Annotated in this window: 21 protein-coding genes; 7 read left to right on the top strand and 14 right to left on the bottom strand. The window is 66.5% G+C overall.

Annotation, left to right across the window (positions count from 1 at the left end; genetic code table 11):
* The 12 genes from C7T96_RS02750 to C7T96_RS02805 all read right to left on the bottom strand — a co-directional run bounded on the left by C7T96_RS02750 (window position 1) and on the right by C7T96_RS02805 (window position 10,051).
* Window positions 1-192 (bottom strand): hypothetical protein, encoded by a 192-nt coding sequence (locus C7T96_RS02750; RefSeq protein WP_106569612.1) that lies wholly within the window; start codon window positions 190-192, stop codon window positions 1-3.
* Between the two features lies 1 nt (window position 193).
* Entirely contained in the window at window positions 194-1,240 is a 1,047-nt protein-coding gene (gene nuoH, locus C7T96_RS02755) for an NADH-quinone oxidoreductase subunit NuoH (protein ID WP_106569974.1), read from the bottom strand.
* A 9-nt stretch (window positions 1,241-1,249) separates the two neighbouring features.
* On the bottom strand, window positions 1,250-3,331 hold the full coding sequence (nuoG, locus tag C7T96_RS02760) for an NADH-quinone oxidoreductase subunit NuoG (protein WP_106569613.1): 2,082 nt from the start codon (window positions 3,329-3,331) through the stop codon (window positions 1,250-1,252).
* 65 nt (window positions 3,332-3,396) lie between these two features.
* Window positions 3,397-4,080 (bottom strand): NADH-ubiquinone dehydrogenase, encoded by a 684-nt coding sequence (locus C7T96_RS02765; protein ID WP_106569614.1) that lies wholly within the window; start codon window positions 4,078-4,080, stop codon window positions 3,397-3,399.
* Between the two features lie 79 nt (window positions 4,081-4,159).
* Entirely contained in the window at window positions 4,160-5,464 is a 1,305-nt protein-coding gene (nuoF, locus tag C7T96_RS02770; protein WP_106569615.1) for an NADH-quinone oxidoreductase subunit NuoF, read from the bottom strand.
* A gap of 10 nt (window positions 5,465-5,474) precedes the next feature.
* Window positions 5,475-6,671, bottom strand: coding sequence for an NADH-quinone oxidoreductase subunit E (locus C7T96_RS02775; RefSeq protein WP_106569616.1), 1,197 nt, complete (start codon window positions 6,669-6,671; stop codon window positions 5,475-5,477).
* Entirely contained in the window at window positions 6,671-7,861 is a 1,191-nt protein-coding gene (locus C7T96_RS02780) for an NADH-quinone oxidoreductase subunit D (RefSeq protein WP_106569617.1), read from the bottom strand. Before C7T96_RS02780 ends, C7T96_RS02775 begins: the two co-directional genes overlap by 1 nt.
* Window positions 7,858-8,289 (bottom strand): GFA family protein, encoded by a 432-nt coding sequence (locus C7T96_RS02785; RefSeq protein WP_106569618.1) that lies wholly within the window; start codon window positions 8,287-8,289, stop codon window positions 7,858-7,860. Before C7T96_RS02785 ends, C7T96_RS02780 begins: the two co-directional genes overlap by 4 nt.
* Before the next feature lie 7 nt (window positions 8,290-8,296).
* On the bottom strand, window positions 8,297-8,482 hold the full coding sequence (locus C7T96_RS02790) for a hypothetical protein (RefSeq protein ID WP_106569619.1): 186 nt from the start codon (window positions 8,480-8,482) through the stop codon (window positions 8,297-8,299).
* Window positions 8,483-8,497: 15 nt separating this feature from the next.
* On the bottom strand, window positions 8,498-9,097 hold the full coding sequence (locus tag C7T96_RS02795; RefSeq protein WP_106569620.1) for an NADH-quinone oxidoreductase subunit C: 600 nt from the start codon (window positions 9,095-9,097) through the stop codon (window positions 8,498-8,500).
* Window positions 9,098-9,113: 16 nt separating this feature from the next.
* Window positions 9,114-9,695 (bottom strand): NADH-quinone oxidoreductase subunit B, encoded by a 582-nt coding sequence (locus C7T96_RS02800; protein ID WP_106569621.1) that lies wholly within the window; start codon window positions 9,693-9,695, stop codon window positions 9,114-9,116.
* Window positions 9,686-10,051, bottom strand: coding sequence for an NADH-quinone oxidoreductase subunit A (locus tag C7T96_RS02805; protein WP_106569622.1), 366 nt, complete (start codon window positions 10,049-10,051; stop codon window positions 9,686-9,688). Before C7T96_RS02805 ends, C7T96_RS02800 begins: the two co-directional genes overlap by 10 nt.
* Window positions 10,052-10,396: 345 nt before the next feature.
* Here C7T96_RS02805 and C7T96_RS02810 point away from each other — a divergent pair, with 345 nt between their 5' ends.
* A complete protein-coding gene (locus tag C7T96_RS02810; protein ID WP_106569975.1) occupies window positions 10,397-11,599 on the top strand; it encodes a winged helix-turn-helix domain-containing protein in 1,203 nt (400 codons plus the stop codon).
* 131 nt (window positions 11,600-11,730) lie between these two features.
* Here the strand turns inward: C7T96_RS02810 and C7T96_RS02815 are convergent, their stop codons facing one another.
* On the bottom strand, window positions 11,731-12,144 hold the full coding sequence (locus C7T96_RS02815) for a DUF6481 family protein (RefSeq protein WP_275068993.1): 414 nt from the start codon (window positions 12,142-12,144) through the stop codon (window positions 11,731-11,733).
* Window positions 12,145-12,359: 215 nt separating this feature from the next.
* Window positions 12,360-12,584, bottom strand: coding sequence for a hypothetical protein (locus tag C7T96_RS02820; protein ID WP_106569623.1), 225 nt, complete (start codon window positions 12,582-12,584; stop codon window positions 12,360-12,362).
* A 360-nt stretch (window positions 12,585-12,944) separates the two neighbouring features.
* Between C7T96_RS02820 and topA the strand changes: the two genes are divergently transcribed.
* The 6 genes from topA to C7T96_RS02850 all read left to right on the top strand — a co-directional run bounded on the left by topA (window position 12,945) and on the right by C7T96_RS02850 (window position 21,825).
* Complete coding sequence (gene topA / locus C7T96_RS02825; protein WP_106569624.1) at window positions 12,945-15,566, top strand: type I DNA topoisomerase; 2,622 nt, start codon at window positions 12,945-12,947, stop codon at window positions 15,564-15,566.
* Complete coding sequence (rnr, locus tag C7T96_RS02830) at window positions 15,563-17,851, top strand: ribonuclease R (protein ID WP_106569625.1); 2,289 nt, start codon at window positions 15,563-15,565, stop codon at window positions 17,849-17,851. Before topA ends, rnr begins: the two co-directional genes overlap by 4 nt.
* Entirely contained in the window at window positions 17,852-18,286 is a 435-nt protein-coding gene (locus tag C7T96_RS02835; protein WP_106569626.1) for a DUF983 domain-containing protein, read from the top strand. It abuts the gene before it with no gap.
* Entirely contained in the window at window positions 18,283-19,056 is a 774-nt protein-coding gene (locus C7T96_RS02840) for an NUDIX hydrolase (protein WP_106569627.1), read from the top strand. The genes C7T96_RS02835 and C7T96_RS02840 overlap by 4 nt, the downstream gene beginning before the upstream one ends.
* 59 nt (window positions 19,057-19,115) lie before the next feature.
* Complete coding sequence (locus C7T96_RS02845) at window positions 19,116-20,252, top strand: MFS transporter (protein WP_199190409.1); 1,137 nt, start codon at window positions 19,116-19,118, stop codon at window positions 20,250-20,252.
* Between the two features lie 91 nt (window positions 20,253-20,343).
* Window positions 20,344-21,825, top strand: a complete 1,482-nt coding sequence (locus C7T96_RS02850; RefSeq protein WP_106569629.1) for an ABC transporter substrate-binding protein — start codon at window positions 20,344-20,346, stop codon at window positions 21,823-21,825.
* The last annotated feature ends 44 nt before the right edge of the window (window positions 21,826-21,869 follow it).

Here is a 21,869-nt window from a genome sequence, read left to right on the forward strand (position 1 = left end):
CTATTCTCCAGCAATCAACGGGGCGATGAAAAAGCCCACGATCGGCAAGAGCACGAGCTGGCTCAGGCCGGTGATGTTCAAGACGCGCTTGGTCTCCGGCAGATCGACGCGCTGGGCCAGAAGCCGCAGCAGCACGAGGTCGGCCACCGCGATCACGAGCCCGACAAGGGCGCCGATGAGACCCGCGCCCATCCTAAGCCACCAGTCCGGTGAATTTCAGGAAGGCGGCGGTGGCGACCACCATGAACAGCGAAATCGGCAAAAACACCTTCCAGCCGAGCCGCATCAGCTGGTCGTAGCGATAGCGCGGCACGATCGTCTTCACGATGGCGAAGAAGAAGAAGACGAAGCAGATCTTGAGCATGAACCAGACGATGCCGGGCACCCAGGTGAAGGGCGCGAAATCGAACGGCGGCAGCCACCCGCCCAGGAACAGGATCGTCATCAACGCGCACATCAGCATGATGGCGACGTATTCGCTGAGCATGAACAGCAGGTACGGCGTCGAGGAATACTCGATCATGTGACCGGCGACGAGCTCCGATTCGGCCTCGACCAGGTCGAAGGGCGGCCGGTTGGTCTCCGCCAGGGCGGAGATGAAGAAGATCACGAACATCGGGAACAGGCCGAGCCAGTGCCAGTCCAGAAAACTGTTGGGCAGGCCGGCCATGGTGCCCAGGCCGTCGCGTTGCGACAGGACGATGTCGGTCAGGTTGAGCGAGCCGACGGCCAGAAGCACGGTGACGATGACGAAACCGATCGAGACCTCGTAGGACACCATCTGCGCGGCCGAGCGCAGCGCGCCGAGGAAGGGATATTTGGAGTTCGAGGCCCAGCCGGCCATGATCACGCCATAGACTTCGAGCGAGGAGATGGCGAAGATGTAGAGAATGCCGACATTGATGTTGGCGATCACCCAGTTTTCGTCGAACGGCACCACCGCGAAGGTGGCCAACGCCAGCACGGTGGTAACGAGCGGCGCCAGCAGGAACACGCCCTTGTTGGCGCCCGACGGGATCACCGGCTCCTTGACGACGAATTTCAGCAGATCGGCGAAGGACTGGAGCAGCCCCCAGGGGCCCACGACATTGGGACCGCGCCGCAGCATCACCGCCGCCCAGATCTTGCGGTCGGCGTAGAGGATGAACGCGATGAAGACCAAAAGCGCGACGATGACCAGCAGGGACTGGCCGACGATGATCAGCCCCGGCAGTACGTAGGTGGTGAAGAAGAGGTCCATCGTCATGCCTTACTCAGCCGCCTGCTTGAAGCCGCCCCTGGCCATGGCGGAACATTCCGCCAGCACGGCAGAGGCGCGGGCGATCGGGTTGGTGAGATAAAAATCGGCCACCGAGGAAGTGAGCGCGCTCTTGTTGAGGCGCCCGCCGGCCGAGGCCAGCCTGGCGACATCGGCCGGGTCGCCGGCCGCGATCCGGTCGATCTCGGCGAAATGCGGATGATCCCGGTAGAGCGCGGCGCGCAATTGCTGCAGCGAATCGAACGGCAGCTTTTTGCCGAGCACGTCGGACAGCGCCCGCAGGATCGCCCAGTCCTCCTTCGCCTCGCCCGGCGCGAAGCCGGCGCGATTGGTCATCTGGACCCGACCCTCGGTGTTGACATAGGTACCGGACTTTTCGGCATAGGTCGCGCCCGGCAGGATGACGTCGGCGCGATGCGCGCCGGCATCGCCGTGGCTGCCGATATAGACGGTGAAGGCGTCGCCGATCCGGTTCATGTCGAACTCGTCGGCGCCGAGCAGGACCAGGACGTCGAGCGCGCCCATCATCTCGGCCGCGCTCTTGCCGCCGGCCTGCGGCACGAAGCCGAGATCGAGCCCGCCGACGCGCGCGGCGGCGGTGTGGAGCACACCAAACCCGTTCCAGTCCGCGCCGAGTGCGCCGCACTGGTCGGCGACCCTGGCGGCGAGCCCGAGCAGGGCCGCGCCGTCGGAACGGGAAAGCGCGCCCTGCCCCACGATCACCATCGGCCGCTTGGCCTTCTTCAAAACCTGGAAGAACTTGCCCTTGCCGCCGGCAAGCTCCTTGAGCGCCTCGCCGCCGGAGCCGAGCGCCTCGTAATCGTAGCGCAGATCGCCGACCTCGCCGACGACGCCGACGGGAAAGCCGCCCATGCGCCAGCGCTTGCGGATGCGGGCGTTGAGCACGGAGGCCTCGAAACGCGGATTGGCGCCGACGATCAACAGCGCGTCGGCCTGTTCGATGCCCTCGATGGTGGGGTTGAACAGATAGCCGGCGCGGCCCTTTTTCGGATCGAGCGCGGCGCCGTCCTGGCGGCAGTCAATATTGCCCGAGCCGAGCGCGGCCATGAGCTGCTTGAGCGCGAACATCTCCTCGACCGTCGACAGATCGCCGGCGATCGCGCCGATGCGCTCGGCCGGGGCGGCGGCGACCTTTTCGGCGATCGCGGCGAAGGCCTCGTTCCACGACGCCGGCGCGAGCCGGCCGTCGCGGCGGATATAGGGCCGGTCGAGGCGCTGGGTGCGGATGCCGTCCCACACGAAGCGGGTCTTGTCGGAAATCCACTCCTCGTTCACCTGCTCGTTGACGCGCGGCAGAATGCGCATCACCTCGCGGCCGCGCGTGTCGATCCGGATCGCCGAGCCGACCGCGTCCATGACGTCGATCGATTCGGTCTTCGACAATTCCCACGGCCGGGCCTGAAAAGCGTAGGGCTTGGAGGTCAGCGCGCCGACCGGACACAGATCGATGACGTTGCCCTGAAGCTCCGAGGTCATCGCCTTTTCGAGATAGGTGGTGATCTCGGCATCCTCGCCGCGGCCGATCAGGCCGAGCTCGGAAATGCCGCCGACCTCGGTGGTGAAGCGGATGCAGCGCGTGCAGTGGATGCAGCGCGTCATGATCGTCTTGACCAGCGGGCCGATATATTTGTCCTCGACGGCGCGCTTGTTTTCCTTGAAGCGCGAGGAATCGACGCCGAAGGCCATGGCCTGGTCCTGCAGGTCGCATTCGCCGCCCTGGTCGCAGATCGGGCAATCGAGCGGGTGGTTGATGAGCAGGAACTCCATCACCCCCTCGCGCGCCTTCTTGACCATCGGCGTGTTGGTGAACACTTCCGGCAGCTCGCCGTTCGGGCCCGGACGCAGGTCGCGCACGCCCATGGCGCAGGAGGCGGCCGGCTTGGGCGGCCCGCCCTTCACCTCGACCAGGCACATGCGGCAATTGCCCGCGATCGACAGCCGCTCGTGGAAGCAGAAGCGCGGCACTTCCGCGCCCGCGTCCTCCGCCGCCTGAAGCAGCGTGTAGTGATCGGGCACCTCGATTTCCTTGCCGTCGACCTTGAGTTTCGTCATCTCGTGCCCCCGACGCCGAGCGCCGTTTCGCCTTTCAATCGCCGGGGCAAAGCCCGGCCCTTCGCCTAGTTGCCGTTGCCGGCAGACAGTTTCTTCGCCTGGCCGCGCCAGTCGTCGCGCTCGATGCGGCCCTTGAAACCGAGCGCCTCGTCGAGGCGCGCGATCTCGTCGTCGGTCAGCGCGGCGACCTGCGCATAGCTGCGGATGCCGCGCCGGTTCAAGACCTGCTCGAGTTTCGGGCCGACGCCCGAAATCGCCTTGAGATCGTCGGCGGCCGCCCGGCCCGGCGACGCCGCATCCGTGCCGGCTTCGCTCACCCGCGCCGTGTCGTCGGCGATCGCGCGCGCCACCTTGCCGCTGGTTTCGGCAAGGTCGCGGGCCACATGCTCGACATCGGCGGCCAGCGTCTCGACGGCGGCGCGCATGCGCGCGCGCGGCGAGGCCGGCGCCTTATAGGCCGGTTCGCCGGCAGACCCGTCATCGCCGGCAAGGCCGTGCTCGGACATCCGCCTGGCCGCCTCCATCGAGCCGGCGACAGCGCCCATCCACAGGCCGAAAGCCTGTCCGGCAACGCCGATGCCGATCGCCGTCATCGCCGCGCCGGCGGCCAGCGGATGCGCGGCCAGATTGACGGCACCGCGAAATTCCTTCGGCATCAGCTCGGAAAAATCCTGCGACATCTTTTCCAATCCGGCTTCCACTTCCTTCACATCAGGCAGCAACGCGTGGGGCATGAAATAGGGCGACATGGCCTGTCTCCTTCCGTTTCGGTTTCCCCCGGTCGTTTCCCGTCCCTTCCTGCGCGTGTCCGTGACGTCTTGTCGATCCTTATTCCGCCGCCGCCAGCGCCGGGCGGGCGCGATCGGCATTGCGCGAGAACTCGTCGATGCGGCGCTCGATCTCGGGGCGGAAATGACGCACCAGGCCCTGGATCGGCCAGGCGGCGGCGTCGCCCAGCGCGCAGATCGTGTGGCCCTCGACCTGCTTGGTGACGTCGAGCAGCATGTCGATCTCGCGCTTTTGCGCCTCGCCGCGCACCAGCCGCTCCATCACGCGCCACATCCAGCCGGTGCCCTCGCGGCAGGGCGTGCACTGGCCACAGCTTTCGTGCTTGTAGAAATAAGACAGCCGCGCGATCGCCTTCACGATGTCGGTCGACTTGTCCATGACGATGACGGCGGCGGTGCCGAGACCGGATTTCAGGTCGCGCAGCCCGTCGAAATCCATCGGCGCGTCGACGATCTCGTGCGCCGGCACCAGCGGCACCGACGAGCCGCCGGGAATGACGGCGAGCAGATTGTCCCAGCCGCCGCGAATGCCGCCGCAATGGGTCTCGATCAGCTCGCGGAAGGAAATCGACATCTCCTCCTCGACCGTACAGGGCGTCTCGACGTGACCCGAGATGCAAAACAGCTTCGTGCCGGCATTGTTCTGGCGGCCGAAGGAAGAGAACCAGGCCGCGCCGCGGCGCAGGATGGTCGGCGCGACCGCGATCGATTCGACATTGTTGACGGTCGTCGGGCAGCCATAAAGACCGACATTGGCCGGGAATGGCGGCTTCAGCCGGGGCTGGCCCTTCTTGCCCTCGAGGCTTTCCAGCAGCGCCGTTTCCTCGCCGCAAATATAGGCGCCGGCGCCGTGATGGACAAAAACGTCGAAATCCCAGCCGTTCTTGTTGTTCTTGCCGAGCAGGCCGGCGTCATAGGCCTCGTCGATGGCGCGCTGCAGCGCCTCGCGCTCGCGGATGAACTCGCCGCGCACATAGATGTAGGCGGCATGCGCGCCCATGGCGAAGCCGGCGATCAGGCAGCCCTCGACCAACGTATGCGGGTCGTGGCGCATGATGTCGCGGTCCTTGCAGGTGCCGGGCTCGGACTCGTCGGCATTGACGACCAGATAATGCGGCCGGCCGTCCGACTGCTTGGGCATGAAGGACCATTTCAGCCCGGTCGGGAAGCCGGCGCCGCCGCGGCCGCGCAGGCCGGAGGCCTTCATCTCGTCGATGATCCAGTCGCGGCCCTTGGCGATCAGGCCCTTGGTGCCGTCCCAGTGGCCGCGCGCCATCGCGCCCTTCAACGAGGTGTCGAAGCGGCCGTAAATATTGGTGAAGATGCGGTCCTTGTCTTGCAGCATGACTGTCTCCTCACCTCGGCTTCTTGCCGAAGACGCGGACATATTCGGCCTCGCCGCCCTTGGCGAGCGCCTTGGCCTGCTTGATCCACTCCTCGCGCTCGATGCGGCCGTGGAACTTCAGGAACCCGTCGACCCAGGCGCGCTCGGCCTTGGTCCAGCGCGCGACCTGGCCATAGGTGAAGATGCCGAGCTCGTGCAGGGTCTTTTCGATCTTCGGTCCGACTCCGGAAATCAGGCGCAGATCGTCGGGGGCGGCCGGGCGCTCCATGCCGATCGGGCGGTCCTTGTCGAGCAGAGACGGTTTTTGCGGCTTGGCGCTCGCCGACTTGGCGGGGGCCGTGCGGGCCTTGCGCGGCTTGTCGGCCCCCTCCACGGCGGGTTCGGCCTTGTTGGCCGCGCGCCGATCGGCCTTCGGCGCCGACACGCTGGCCGCCTTCTCGCCATTGGCGCTCGCCTTGACCCTGGACGGGGTCTTGACCGCCGGGCTGGTCTCGATGGCGTCGGTCTTCGGCTTTGCCGACTTCGACGGCGGCACCGGATCGCCCTTGGCCTTGCGCGACGCGGACGGCTTGGCGCGCGTCGCCTTCAAAACCGCCTTCTCGTCGGTCAGGCTGGTGAAACCGGTTTCGGGCGCGGAGAAGAAACGCTCGGTCTGCGGGCCGGGCTTGACGTCCTTGCCGTTGCCGGCCGCGAAGGCGTCGATGATCTCGCCGAGCCGCTCGGGCGTCAAATCCTCGTAGCTGTCCTTGAAGATCATGATCATCGGCGCGTTCACGCACGCGCCCTGACACTCGACCTCTTCCCACGACAAGGTGCCGTCGGCATTGGTGTGGAACGGCTCGGGGTGGATCTTGTCGCGGCACACCTGCATCAGCGCCTCGGAGCCGCGCAGCATGCACGGCGTCGTGCCGCAGACCTGGATATGGGCACGGGTGCCGACCGGCTTCAACTGGAACTGAGTGTAGAAGGTGGCAACCTCGAGCGCGCGGATATAGGGCATGTCGAGCATGTCGGCGATCGTCTCGATCGCGGCGCGCGTGACCCAGCCCTCCTGCTCCTGGGCGATCATCAAAAGCGGGATGACGGCGGACTGCTCACGCCCCTTGGGATATTTCTTGACCCATTTCTTCGCCTCCGCCGCGTTCGCCCGGTTGAAGGCGAAGGCGGCTGGCTGAACGGCTGGCTCTGCGAGACGGCGGACGCTCATTATCTGTCGACCTCTCCGAAAACGATGTCGAGGGAACCGAGAACGGCGGAGACGTCGGCCAGCATGTGGCCGCGGCACAGAAAATCCATCGCCTGCAAATGGGCAAAGCCCGGCGCGCGCAGCTTGCAGCGATAGGGTTTGTTGGAGCCGTCGGAGACGAGATAGACGCCGAACTCGCCCTTCGGCGCCTCGACGGCGGCATAAACCTCGCCCTCGGGCACCCGGTAGCCCTCGGTATACAGTTTGAAATGATGGATCAGGGCTTCCATCGACCGTTTCATGGCGGCGCGCTTGGGCGGCACGACCTTGCCGTCGGTGTTGGAAACCGGTCCGGTCTTCTGCGTGCCGAGCAGCCGGTCGACGCACTGGCGCATGATGGCGGCCGACTGGCGCATCTCCTCCATGCGGATCAGATAGCGATCGTAGCAATCGCCGTTCTTGCCGATCGGGATCGAGAACTCCATCTCCGAATAACATTCGTAGGGCTGCGCCTTGCGCAGGTCCCAGCGCGCGCCCGACCCGCGCACCATGACGCCGGAAAAACCCCAGTCCCAGGCGTCGTCGAGCTTGACCACGCCGATGTCGACATTGCGCTGCTTGAAGATGCGGTTGTCGGTCAGGAGATCGTCGAGATTCTTGACCGTGGTCATGAACGGATCGATCCAGTTGCCGATATCCTCGACGAGCTGGTCGGGAATGTCCTGATGCACGCCACCGGGGCGGAAATAGGCGGCATGCATGCGCGCCCCGCAGGCGCGCTCGTAAAACACCATCAGCTTCTCGCGCTCCTCGAAGCCCCACAGAGGCGGGGTGAGCGCACCGACGTCCATCGCCTGGGTGGTGACGTTCAACAGATGCGACAGGATGCGGCCGATCTCGGAAAACAGCACCCGGATCACCTGCCCGCGCTTGGGCACCTCGATCTCGAGCAGCCGCTCGACGGCGAGCGCGAAGGCGTGTTCCTGGTTCATCGGCGCGACATAGTCGAGCCGGTCGAAATAAGGCACGGCCTGCAGATAGGTCTTGTGCTCGATCAGCTTTTCGGTGCCGCGATGCAAAAGGCCGATATGCGGATCGACGCGCTCGACCACCTCGCCGTCGAGCTCCAGCACCAGGCGCAGAACGCCGTGCGCGGCGGGATGCTGCGGGCCGAAATTGATGTTGAAGTTGCGGACGGAATGCTCGGTCATTGCGCGCCCTCGCTGGAATTCGGCGCAAACAGCGCGAAAACTTCGGCCTCGGTCATGGTGCGCGTCTCGTTGGCGAAACTGTAATTGGCGGGCTTGCGATCGATAAAGATCTGGCTGTCGAAGCGGAACGCCTCCGGATCGTCGAAAGCGTGGATCGACACGTGCTGGTTGGCGCCGTCCTGGGTCTGCCACAGAAGGGTCGCGCCGCAGGACCGGCAGAAAAGCCGCTCGCCCCAATCCGAGCCGCGATAACGGCCGAGCGCCTCTTCGGCCTCGAAGCGCACGCTCGAGCCGCAGTCGGTCGACATGAAGGTACCGCCCGTCCAGCGCCGGCACATGCCGCAATGACACACGCCCATGGTCTCACCGACCGGGGTGGCGGTAAAACGCACCGCGCCGCAAAGACATTGTCCGCTGAGCGTCGTCATCGGCCGATCACCCCTGCCCGAACAGCGCGCCGCCGCCAAACAGCCACAGCGCCAGACCGGCGACGGTCAACGCCACCAAAATCTTGCCGACCGTGTCGTTGACGAACGGCCGACCCGCGATCCGCGTCCACACATACCACACCGCGCCGACCACGATCGCCGCGAGAAGGATAAGGACTACAAGGCGCGCCATGGCGGTTCATCCCCATCATTTGGCCTTCTCGTCGCCGGGCAGCACGTAGTCGGTGCCTTCCCAGGGCGAGAGGAAGTCGAAATTGCGGAATTCCTGCTTCAATTCGACCGGCTCGTAGACGACGCGCTTGGCCTCGTCGTCGTAGCGCACCTCGACAAAGCCGGTGAGCGGAAAATCCTTGCGCAGGGGATGGCCCTCGAAGCCGTAATCGGTCAACAGGCGGCGCAGGTCGGGATGGCCCGAAAACAGGATGCCGTAGAGATCGTAGGCCTCGCGCTCGAACCAGTCCGCCCCCGGATAGACCGGGGTGGCGGAGGGAACGGGCGTGTCCTCGTCGGTCATGACACGAAGGCGCACGCGCAGGTTCTGGCGCGGCGACAACAGGTGATAGACCACGTCGAAGCGCTTTTCGCGCGCCGGATAGTCGACGCCGCAAATGTCGATCATAGAGACGAACTGGCACTGGACGTCGCGCTTGAGGAAGGCGAGCACTTCCAGCACGTCGCCCGGCGCCACCGTCAGCGTGAGTTCGCCGAAGGCCACGACAGCATCCTCGATACGCCCGTCGAGGCGTTCGGACACGTAGGCGGCCAGGTCTTTCAGCGCTTCGCTCATTTGCCGATCCCGAAATCTAGCGCTCGATCGTGCCGGTGCGGCGGATCTTCTTTTGCAGAAGCAAGATGCCGTAAAGCAGCGCCTCCGCCGTGGGCGGGCAACCGGGCACGTAGATGTCGACCGGCACCACCCGGTCGCAGCCGCGCACCACCGAATAGGAATAATGGTAGTAGCCGCCGCCATTGGCGCACGAGCCCATCGAGATGACGTAACGCGGCTCGGGCATCTGGTCATAGACCTTGCGCAGCGCCGGCGCCATCTTATTGGTCAGCGTGCCGGCCACGATCATGACGTCGGACTGGCGCGGGCTGGCGCGCGGGGCGACGCCGAAGCGCTCGGCGTCGTAGCGCGGCATCGACACATGCATCATCTCGACCGCGCAGCAGGCCAGGCCGAAGGTCATCCACATCAGCGACCCCGTGCGCGCCCAGGTGACGAGCGATTCCGAAGAGGTGACGAGAAAACCCTTGTCGGCCAGCTCGCTGTTGATGTCGCCGAAAAACGCGTCGTCGGCGCCGATCGGCTTGCCCGTGTTCGGATCGATGATGCCCTTGGGCCGCGGGGCGACGAGGGTGTCTGAACCGGAGGTCAATCCCATTCCAGCGCTCCCTTTTTCCATTCGTAGATAAAGCCGATCGTCAGGACGGCAAGGAAGACCATCATCGACCAGAAGCCGAGCCAGCCGATCTCGCCGAACGACACCGCCCAGGGAAACAGGAACGCGACCTCGAGGTCGAAGATGATGAACAGGATCGATACCAGATAGAACCGCACGTCGAACTTCATGCGCGCGTCGTCGAAGGCGTTGAAGCCGCATTCATAGGCAGAGAGCTTTTCGGGATCCGGGTTCTGGTAGGCGACGATGAAGGGCGCCGCCAGCAGGGCAATGCCGATGACAAGCGCCACGCCGATGAAAATCACGATCGGGAGATATGAAACGAGGAGTTCGTTCATTGCCCAGCCTTCCGGAGCCTTTCCGCGCCTTTTGCCGCCCTTCGGCGCGCTCAAGGCGCCGAAAATCGTCGGGCGACGCGACGGAGTTCATGCTCATGTTGCAACGCGGCGACGGTTAGCGCAGCCATCACAGCGAAGCAAGTCAAACCTTGGCAAAATCGCGGTAGCCCGCCTCGCCCCCCAACCGCGAGGCGGACGGCGGGGCGCGCCACAAGCCCGCACCGGGCCTGATGACAGGATTGGCAGCAGACGGCCGCGCCGCCGCCGCTTTCGGGTTGACGGGAGGGCATACGCGTCGTCTCGTCGCACGAACCGTCATCGCCCCCGGAAACCATGCCGCGCATCATGAAAGACAGCCTGTCGCTCGCCGCCGCCCGGCGCATCGCACTCGCCGCCCAGGGTTTTGCCGATTCGCGACCGCCACAGGTCGGCGACTTCCGGCCAATAGGCCGGGTGCTGCGCCATACCGGCCTGTTGCAGATCGATTCCGTCAGCGCCGTGGTGCGGGCGCACTACATGCCCGCCTTCTCGCGGCTCGGCCCCTACCCGATGGCGCTGATCGATCGGGCCGCCTGGAAGCGGCCGCGCCGGCTGTTCGAATATTGGGCGCACGAAGCCTCGCTGCTGCCGGTGGAGATGTGGCCCTATATGCAGTGGCGGATGGACAAGGCGCGCCGCAACCAGGGCATCTACAAAGGCCTGGCCGCGTTCGCGCGGGAAAACCGCGCCTATATCGAGCGCATTTACCAGGAGGTCGCCGCGCGCGGACCGATCGCGGCGTCCGATTTCGAGGACCAGAAGGGCAGCGGCGGCTGGTGGGGCTGGAGCGAGGTCAAACAGGCGCTGGAATGGCTTTTTTGGGTCGGCCGGATCACGACCGCGACGCGTCGCGGGTTCGAGCGCTGCTACGACCTTCCCGAACGGGTCATTCCCGCCGCGATCCACGACGCCAAAACACCCGAGCCGGCCGACGCGATACGCCATCTGCTGCGCGTGTCGGCGCGCGGGCTCGGCGTGGCCACGGCCGCCGATCTGCGCGACTATTTCCGGCTGTCGCCCAAAGACGCCGACCCGCGGCTTGACGAACTGGTCGAGACCGGCGACCTGTTGCCGGTGCGCGTGGAGGGCTGGTCGCAGAAAGCCTTCCTGACCAAGGATGCGCGCACGCCGCGACGGGTCGGCGGCCAGGCACTGCTGGCGCCGTTCGATCCGCTTGTGTGGGAACGCGGGCGTGCGCAAAGACTGTTCGGCTTCCGCTACCGCATCGAGATATACACCCCCGCCGACAAGCGGGTGCACGGCTATTACGTGCTGCCGTTCCGGCTCGGCGAAGCGATCGTGGCGCGCCTGTGCGTCAAGGCCGACCGCGCGGCGTCGACGCTGCGGGTCAATACCGCCTTCGCAGAGCCGCACGCGCCGGCCCATACCGCCGAGGCGCTGGCCGGCGAACTGCGCAGCCTGGCGCACTGGCTGGGCCTGGAGCGCGTCGAAACACGGGCGCAGGGCGACCTGGCCGGCCCGCTTGCCGACGCGCTGCGGTCAGGCTGAGGCCGGCTCGGCCGAGCCCGCGGCAACGCCAAGACGCGCGGCGACCGTGATCGCCACGCCGGTCTTCGGACCGTGCGCCAAACGACGGGGATAGTCGACCGCGACAGCGGGGAGCCGCCGCAGAGCGGACCTCAGCCGATCTTGCGCACCCGCGCCTTGCGGGCGGCGTAACGCGCGTCACGCTTGGCCTTGAGGGCGGCGTCGTCGACGAGACTCTCGGCACGCTTGGCCAATTCCTCGGCGCGGCGTTGCTGCTCCAGACGACGCTCTTCTTCCTCGCGCGCCAGTCGCTCGGCCTCGAGCGCGGCCTCGCGCTCGGCCTTCAGGCGCGCTTCCTCGGCGCGCTTGGCCTGCCGCTCGGCTTCACGTTGCTTGCGGCGCTGTTCACGCGCCTCCGCAATCGCCTTGCGCTCGGCGATACGCGCCTGCACGGCCGGGTCGTCTTCGCTGGGTCTGTTCTTGAACTTTTCCAGAAGCGCGGCCTTGGCGGCCATCGCGTCGTTGCGTCTTTGGACGAAATCCTTGTCCTGCTTCTTCAATTCCAACCTTTAATCTTTCTGCTGATCCGATTGCGGCGCATACATGCTGCGAGGGGAACTCCGGATCAAGCCCCCAAGGCGATCTTTTTGACCGCTCCACCGATTTGGACGGCGAAACACCGCCTATCGCCGCCGCGTCACGGCGACACAAGCCGGCCGGCCGTCAATCCGGAAGGACAGGCCCGGCGGCGCGACGGCGCCTCGACAAAACTATTGCGGGATTATTGCCGGCGCGTGCCGTGCGGGCTCGAATAGGGGTCGTCGCCGCCATTGTTGCGCCGGGATCTTTCGCCGCGATTGATGTCGCTGGCTTCGACATAGGCCATTTCGATCAGATATGCGAGCATTTCCAACTGTTCCGCCTCGGCCATGGTCCGCAACTGTGCCAGCATAGACTGCATGAAGTCCAGCGTCTCGGTTCTGCGGTAGGTCCGGTTCTGCGTCATTGCGAAATGGCCAGCACCTTTTGTTTTTCTTATTCGATAATCGTTGGTCCGTTTCGATAGTCGTTGATCCGTGCGTTGAAGTATGCGTCGGCACAAGGGCGATCCGCCCCGGCAGGACCTGCCTGGCGACGACTTGTCGCCCTTTTTGCACTTCTACAACTACACTTAGCATCGTCACTTTGGGTTGTAAATCTCCATGCGCGCACCCCGATGCAAATCCCTGGTTGCCGAAGCTCCAATTTGGGTGCCGGGACTTGACCCCGCCCGAAAGCCCCGCCATGTGACGCACTGATTTGGCCCAAGAACGGCGTGCACGGACACATTCCGGCGCCGGCGGCGCCACAGGGACATCGCATAGATATGGACGTCGTCATCGTCGAATCGCCGGCCAAGGCGAAAACAATCAACAAATATCTCGGTCGGGATTATAAGGTTCTGGCGTCGTTCGGCCATGTGCGCGACCTGCCGGCCAAGGACGGCTCGGTGCTGCCGGACGAGGATTTTTCGATGTCCTGGCAAGTCGACGGCCCCGCCTCCAAGCGGCTGAGCGATATCGCCAAGGCGGTCAAGGAGGCCGACGGCCTGGTGCTCGCCACCGACCCGGATCGCGAAGGCGAGGCCATTTCGTGGCACGTGCTGGAGGTGCTGCGCCAGAAACGCGCCCTGAAGGACAAGCCCGTGCGGCGCGTGGTCTTCAACGCGATCACAAAAAAGGCCGTGCTCGACGCGATGGCCAATCCGCGCGACATCGACGTGCCGCTGGTCGACGCCTATCTCGCCCGGCGGGCGCTCGACTATCTGGTCGGCTTCACGCTGTCGCCGGTGCTGTGGCGCAAGCTGCCCGGCGCCCGCTCGGCCGGGCGCGTGCAGTCGGTGGCGCTGCGGCTGGTGTGCGACCGCGAGGCGGAAATCGAGCGTTTCGTGCGCCAGGACTATTGGCAGATCGCCGCCAGCCTGACGACGCCGCGCCAGGAAGGTTTCGAGGCCCGGCTGACCGCGTTCGACGGCAAAAAACTGCAAAAGCTCGACATCGACAGCCAGGAGCAGGCCGACACCATCAAGGCGATGCTGGACGCGGCCTCGTTCACGGTCGCCGACGTCGAAGCCAAACCCACCCGCCGCAACCCGCCGCCGCCCTTCACCACCTCGACGCTGCAGCAGGCGGCCTCCTCGCGCCTGGGATTTTCGGCCTCGCGCACCATGCAGGTCGCCCAACGGCTTTATGAAGGTCTGGACGTCGACGGCGAAACCACCGGCCTGATCACCTATATGCGAACCGACGGCGTCCAGATCGCGCCGGAGGCGATCGAGGCCGCGCGCGGCGCGATCACCGACACGTTCGGCGCCTCCTACGTGCCCGACAAGCCCAGGGTCTATTCGACCAAGGCCAAGAACGCCCAGGAGGCGCACGAGGCGATCCGCCCAACGGATTTCTCGCGCACGCCGGAGCAGATGCGCGCGATCCTGGACAGCGACCAGGCGCGGCTTTACGACCTGGTGTGGAAACGCGCCATCGCCAGCCAGATGAACGCCGCCGAGATCGAGCGCACGACCGTGGAGATCGAGGCGCGCGAGGGCGCCCGCATGGCGGGGCTGCGCGCCGTCGGCTCGGTGGTCAAGTTCGACGGGTTCCTGGCCGCCTATGCCGACCGGCGCGACGAGGACAGCGACGACGACGAGGACCGCCGGCTGCCGCAGATCGAGGCCGGCGAGAGCGTCGCCCGCGACAAAATCGATGTCACCAAGCACACGACCGAGCCGCCGCCGCGCTATTCGGAAGCCTCGCTGATCAAGAAGATGGAAGAGCTCGGCATCGGCCGGCCCTCGACCTATGCCGCGACGCTGAAGACGCTGGAGGATCGCGGCTATGTCGAGATCGACAAGCGCCGGCTGATCCCGGAGGCCAAGGGGCGGCTGGTGATCGCCTTTCTGGAAAGCTTTTTCGAGCGCTACGTCGAATACGACTTCACCGCCGCGCTGGAGGAAAAGCTCGACGAGATTTCCGACGGCAAGCTCGCCTGGAAGGACGTGCTGCGCGAATTCTGGCGCGATTTTTCGGCCGCGGTCGCCGACATCAAGGAACTGCGCGTCACCGAGGTGCTCGACGCGCTCAACGAGGAACTGGCGCCGCTGGTGTTTCCGGCCCGCGAGGACGGGGGCGAGCCCCGCGCCTGCCCGCGCTGCGGCACAGGCCAGCTTTCGCTGAAGCTCGGACGCTACGGCGCCTTCGTCGGCTGCTCCAACTATCCCGAATGCGGCTATACGCGCCAGCTCGGCGACGGCGCCGACGGCAACGGCGCGAGCGGCGACACCGGCGACAAGGCGCTGGGCGTCGATCCCTACACGGATGAGCCGATCGCGCTGAAATCGGGCCGGTTCGGCCCCTATGTCCAGCGCGGCGAAGGCAAGGAGGCCAAACGGTCCAGCCTGCCCAAGGGCTGGACGCCGGACACGATCGACCTGGAGCGCGCGCTCGCGCTGCTGTCGCTGCCGCGCGATGTCGGCCAACACCCCGAGACGCAAAAAATGATCTCGGCCGGAATCGGCCGTTACGGGCCGTTCCTGTTGCATGACGGCACCTATGCCAATCTCGAATCGGTCGAGGACGTCTTCAGCGTCGGCATCAACCGGGCCGTCACGGTGCTGGCCGAAAAGCAGGCCAAGGGCGGCGCGCGGCGCGGCGCGGCCACGGTTTTGAAGGATCTCGGCGACCATCCAGACGGCGGCGGCAAGGTGACCGTGCGCGACGGGCGCTACGGGCCTTACGCGAATTTCGGCAAGGTCAACGCCACCCTGCCGAAAGGCAAGGATCCGGCCAGCGTCACGCTCGAGGAGGCGGTCGCGCTGATCGCCGAACGGGCCGGCAAGACAAAGTCGGGCGGCGCGAAGAAGACAAGCAAGGCCAAGAAGCCCGCCGCCGGCAAGACCGGCGCGAAGACCAAGAAAACCGCCAAGGCGGGCGGCCTCTCGGACGCTTCGTGAGCCGCGGCGCGAAAGGATCCCAACCAGGCGGCGGCAAGGACGTCGCCCGCCCGGCGCGCGAGGACGTGCTGCGCTTCATCGCCGACAATCCCGAACGGGCGACCAAGCGCGATATCGCCAAGGCCTTCAAGCTCAAGGGCCAGGACCGGATCTGGCTGAAGCAGTTGCTGCGCGAGTTCGAGGCCGAGGGCCTGCTGGCCAAGCAGGGCAAGAATCTGAGCCGGCCGGGCGCGCTGCCGCCGGTCGCCGTGCTCGACATCTTTGGCCGGGATGCCGATGGCGGCCTGCTGGCCCGCCCGTCGGAAAGCCGCGAGGAAGACGGGGAGCCCGTGGTGATCTCGGTCGGTCAGGCGCGCGGCGGCAAGGCGACCACGGCAGGCGTCGGCGACCGCGTTCTGGCGCGTCTTTTCATGCGCGAGCGGCCGGACGGGCCCGCCTATACCGCGCGGGTGATGAAGGTGTTCGACAAGCGCCGCGACGCCATCCTGGGCGTGATCGCCAAGCGCGAGGACGGGGGTTTTGTCGCCCAGCCGGTCGAACGGCGCCAGCCGGAAGTCGAGATCGACGCGTCCTTCCTGAACGGCGCCCAAACCGGCGACCTGGTCGAACTGGAAACCCGCCGCCCGAACCGCTACGGCCCGGCGCGCGGCAAGGTGCTCGCCGTGATCGGGTCGCTGACCAGCGAAAAGGCGGTGTCGATGATCGCGCTGCACGCGCACGACATTCCGCATGTGTTTCCCGCCGAGGTACTGGGCGAGGCCGAGGCCGCCGAACCGGCGGGCATGGCCGGCCGGGAGGACTGGCGCGACGCGGCGCTGGTGACCATCGACCCGGCCGATGCGAAAGACCACGACGACGCCGTCTGCGGCCATGCCGACGACGATCCGGCCAATCCGGGCGGCGTGGTCGCCACGGTGGCGATCGCCGATGTCGCGGCCTATGTGCGCACCGGCTCGGCCCTCGACCGCGAGGCGCAGAAACGGGGCAATTCGGTCTATTTTCCGGACCGGGTGGTGCCGATGCTGCCCGAGCGCATCTCCAACGATCTGTGCTCGCTGCGCGAGGGCGAGGACCGCCCGGCGCTGGCGGTGCGCATGGTGTTTGCCGCCGACGGGCGCAAGCTCAGACATTCCTTCCACCGCGTCATGATGCGCTCGGCGGCCAGGCTCGCCTATCCGCAGGCGCAGGCCGCCATAGACGGCGCCCCGGACGACAAGACGGCGCCGCTGCTCGACACCGTGCTGAAACCGCTGTGGGAGACCTATGCGGTGCTCAAACGCGGACGCACGGCCCGCAAGCCGCTGGAACTCGACCTGCCGGAACGCAAGATCCTGCTCGACGACGAGGGCAAGGTCGATCGCGTCGTGGTGCCGGAGCGGCTCGAGGCGCACAAGCTGGTCGAGGAGTTCATGATCCAGGCCAATGTCGCGGCCGCCGAGACGCTGGAGGCCAAGCGCCAGGCCCTGGTCTACCGCACCCACGACGCGCCCTCGCTGGCCAAGCAGGAATCGCTGCGCGAGTTTTTGAAAACGCTCGGCCTGTCGCTGGCGCGCGGCGCGCAACTGCGCCCGGCGCAGTTCAACACCATTCTGGAGCGCGTGCGCGGCGAGGACCACGAACAACTGGTCAACGAGGTGGTGCTGCGCTCGCAAAGCCAGGCCGAATACGCGCCCGACAATATCGGCCATTTCGGCCTCAATCTGAAACGCTACGCCCATTTCACCTCGCCGATCCGCCGCTACGCCGACCTGATCGTCCACCGGGCGCTGATCGCCGCGCTGGGGCTGGGCAAGGACGGGCTGACGCCGGGCGAAGAAGCGCGGCTGGACGACATCGCCGCCCTGATCTCGGCGGCCGAACGCCGCGCCATGGCGGCCGAGCGCGACACGATCGACCGGCTGATCGCCGGCCATCTGGCCACCCGCCGCGGCGACACGTTCGAGGCGCGCGTGTCGGGCGTGACCAAGGCGGGACTATTTGTCCAATTGCCGGCATACGGCGCGGATGGCTTCATACCGGTGTCGTCGCTCGGTGGCGACTACTATATATACGATGAAACGGCGCATTCGCTCGTCGGCGACAGGAGTTCGAAAGGTTTCCGCCTGGGCGACCGGGTCGATGTCAGGCTGGTCGAGGTCGCGCCGCTGGCGGGCGCCCTGCGCTTCGAGATGCTCAGCGACGCGCGCCCCCTGCCACCGGCCACACGCTCCTTCCACAAGGCGAAAAACCGGGCACACACACGATCATCGCGGCGCACCAGCCGGGCCCGCGACAGGAGAACATAGATGGACGCACGGAAATTCGGCGGCGCGGCCGCGACAAAGACAACCGACCGGCCGCTGTGGCAGGCGATGAAGCGCGGCTTTCTGGGGCGCTGCCCCAAATGCGGCGAAGGCCGCATGTTCGCCCGCTTCCTGCGCACCGCCGAACGCTGCGATGCCTGCGGCGAGGAATTCCACCATCACCGCGCCGACGACCTGCCGGCCTATCTGGTCGTGGTCGTCGTCGGCCACGTGATCGTGGGCGCCTTCATGGGCGTGGAAGCGACGACGACATTGTCGACCTGGCAGCATCTGGCGATCTGGGTGCCGATCACGATCCTGTCGGCGCTGGCGCTGCTGCAACCGACCAAGGGCGCGGTCGTGGGGCTGCAATGGGCGCTGCGCATGCACGGTTTCGGCGGGCCCGCCGAAGAACTCGAGACCCATCCGGAATTATGAGCGGGCGCAAGCGGGAGAGCCGGAACGTGAAGGACGGCATGAGCCGGGCCGACGTGGACCGGGTCGAATCGAAGGATTTCGCCCTCGGCGGCAGGCCGATGCGCCCGCGCGACGCCGCAACGCTGATCCTGCTCGACCGCGACGGCGCCGAAACCCGCGTCCTGCTCGGCCGGCGGCACCGGGCGCACGCCTTCATGCCGGGCAAATTCGTGTTTCCGGGCGGCCGCACAGACCCGACCGACAGCCGCGTGGCGATCGCCGCGCCGCTGCATCCGGACGAGGAGCAGCGCATCGCCGGCACCGGCGCACGCGCCACCCCGGCCCGGGCACGCGCCATCGCGCTGTCGGCGATCCGCGAGGCCTACGAGGAGGCCGGCCTGCTGATCGGGCGGCGCGAAGCCTTCCAGACCCGGCATTCCGGCTGGCAGGGTTTTGCCGAGCACGGCGTGCAACCGGCGCTCGACCGGCTGCGCTTCGTCGCCCGCGCCATCACCCCGCCCGGAAGGGTGCGGCGCTTCGACACCCGCTTCCTGGCCGCCTGGCGCTCCGACGTCGCCTGCGAGCTCGACGATGGCGGGCCGACCAACGAGCTCGAGGAGCTGGTCTGGCTGCCGCTGTCGCAGGCCAGAGAGGCCGATATTCCCGCCATCACGCGCACCGTGCTCGACGAATTGCAGGCCCGGCTGAAAGACGACCCCGAGCTCGAGCCGGGCCGCGAGGTGCCGTTTTACCGCATGCTTCACAACCGCTTCGTGCGGGCCATGATCTGACCGGCGGAAAAATCAGCACGATGGCGGGGGGCGCTGCGGCGGACGAGGAAATCGAAACGGTGCGCTGGCTGGCGCTCGGCGCGGCCATCGCCTCGATCAGCGCCGTGGGCATGGCGATCGGCCTGGGCGTGCCGCTGCTGAGCGTGATCCTGGAAAATCGCGGCTTCTCGGCCACCGCGATCGGGCTCAACACCGGCGTAGCCGGTCTCGCCTCGATCGCCATGGCGCCGCTGGCGATCCCGATCGCGGCGCGGTTCGGCGTCGTGGCGACCATGCTGGTGGCGATCGTGGCCGGCGCCTTTTCCTTTATCGGGTTTTACTTCGCGACGGATTTCTGGATGTGGTTTCCGCTGCGCGTCGTGCTGCATGCGGCGATCACCGCGCTGTTCATCCTGTCGGAATTCTGGATCAGCGCCTCGGCCCCGCCGCACAAGCGCGGCCTGGTGCTGGGCATCTACGCCACCGTGCTGTCGCTGGGCTTCGCCTTCGGACCGTGGCTGTTTTCGCGCCTGGGCAGCGACGGCATCCTGCCGTTCGTGGTCGGCTTCACCATCACGCTGGCATCGGCGGTGCCGGTGGTCGCGGCCTGGCGCGAAAGCCCGGCCATCGGCGGCGCGGCCCGTCGCGGCAGCTTCTTGAGCTATGTCTTCCTGGTTCCGACCGCGACCGCGGCGGTGCTGGTGTTCGGCGCGGTGGAGACCGGCGGGTTCGCGCTTTTTCCCGTCTACGGCAACCGGATCGGCTATTCGGAGGCCGACGCCGCGCTGCTGTTGACGATGATCGGGCTTGGAAACGTGCTGCTGCAGATTCCGATCGGCATGATCAGCGACCGCATGGCCGACCGGCGCACCCTGTTGGCGGTGTGCGCGGCGATCGGGCTCGCCGGCATGATCGTTTTGCCGATGGTGTCGCTCGACTGGTATGTGGTGGCCGCGGTTCTGTTCGTGTGGGGCGGCGTGGTGGCCGGGCTCTACACGGTGGGGCTTGCCCATCTCGGGGCGCGCCTGACAGGGCGTGACCTCGCCTCGGCCAACGCCGCCTTCGTGTTCTGCTACGGGCTCGGCATGCTGGTCGGGCCGCAGGTGACCGGCATCGGCATGGATATTCTGGGCGCGCACGGCTTCGCGTGGTCGCTGGCGCTGTTCTTCGTGTGCTATCTGGCGCTGGTGGCGACGCGGCTGCGCGGCCGCGGCTGAGGGCATGGCAAGCCTTGCGGCCACAAACGCGATTTACTCACGCGCGATTTCGCGCTTTGATCCAATCCGAACCGCTATGGGAGCAAGACCGATGACAATGTGGAAATCCGTCCTGGCCGCGACGGCCCTTGCGCTGGCCTCGAGCACGTCGGTGTTCGCCGCGAAGACCGACCTGGTTGTCGGCGTGGTGCTGGAACCGCCGCATCTCGACCCGACGGCGGGCGCGGCCGCGGCGATCGACGAGATCGTCTACGCCAACGTGTTCGAGGGCCTGACGCGGATCGGCCGCGGCGGCGAGGTCGCGCCGGCCCTGGCCGAGAGCTGGGAGATTTCCGACGACGGCAAGGTCTACACCTTCAAGCTTCGCGCCGGCGCGACCTATCACGACGGCAGCGCTTTCGACGCCGAGGACGTCAAGTTCTCGCTCGAGCGCGCGATGGCGGAAGACTCCACCAACGCCCAAAAAGGGCTTTTCGCGGCCATCGACACGGTCGAAATCGTCGATCCGACCACGGTCAAGGTGACGCTGAAACAGCCGCAGGGCTCGTTTTTGTACAATCTGGGCTGGGGCGACGCGGTGATCGTGGCGTCCGAATCGGCCGAGGGCAACAAGGAAAACCCGGTCGGCACCGGGCCGTTCAAGTTCGACAACTGGGCCAAGGGCTCCTCGATCACCCTGTCGAAGGCCGAGGGCTACTGGGGCGAGCCGGTCGCGCTCGACACGGTCGAATTCCGCATCATCCCCGACGCGGCCGCCGCCGTGCCGGCGCTTTTGACCGGCGACGTACACGCCTTCCCCAACATGCCGGCCGGCGACGCCCTGCCCCAGATCGAGGCCGACCCGCGCTTTGTCGTGGTGGTCGGCTCGACCGAGGGCGAGACCATTCTTTCGACCAACAACAAGAAGGCGCCGTTCGACAATCTCAAGGTGCGGCAGGCGATCGCCCACGCGCTCGACCGCGAGGCGATCATCGCCGGCAACGGCTCCGGCTTCGGCACGCCGATCGGCTCGCATTTCTCGCCCGGCAACGAGGCCTATGTCGACCTGACCGGCACCTATCCGCACGATGTGGAAAAGGCCAAGGCGCTGCTGAAGGAAGCCGGTTTCGAAGACGGCTTCAAGGCGACGCTGAAGCTGCCGCCGCCGTCCTATGCGCGCGACGGCGGCCAGATCGTGGCCTCGCAATTGCGCGAGGTCGGCATCGAGCTCGAGATCATTCCGGTGGAATGGGCGCAATGGCTCGACCAGGTGTTCAAGGCCAAGGATTACGACCTGACGATCGTGTCGCATACCGAGCCGAACGATATCGGCATCTATGCGCGCGACGACTATTATTTCCAGTACGACAATCCCGAATTCGACGCCGTGATCGCCGAGCTGGACGTCACCTCCGACCAGGCCAAGCGCAACGAACTCTACGCCAAGGCGCAGACGATCATCGCCGAGGACGCCGTCAACGGCTACCTGTTCCAGCTGCCCAAGATCGGCGTGTGGGACGCCAAGCTCGAAGGCATGTGGGAGAACTCGCCGGTGCAGGCAACCGACCTGACCGGCGTGAAGTGGGCCGAATAACGGATGTCTCTCCCTCCCCCTCGCGGGGAGGGAGACGCAAGGCC

Source organism: Nitratireductor sp. StC3, assembly GCF_003015025.1.
GTDB lineage: Bacteria > Pseudomonadota > Alphaproteobacteria > Rhizobiales > Rhizobiaceae > Mangrovimarina > Mangrovimarina alexandrii.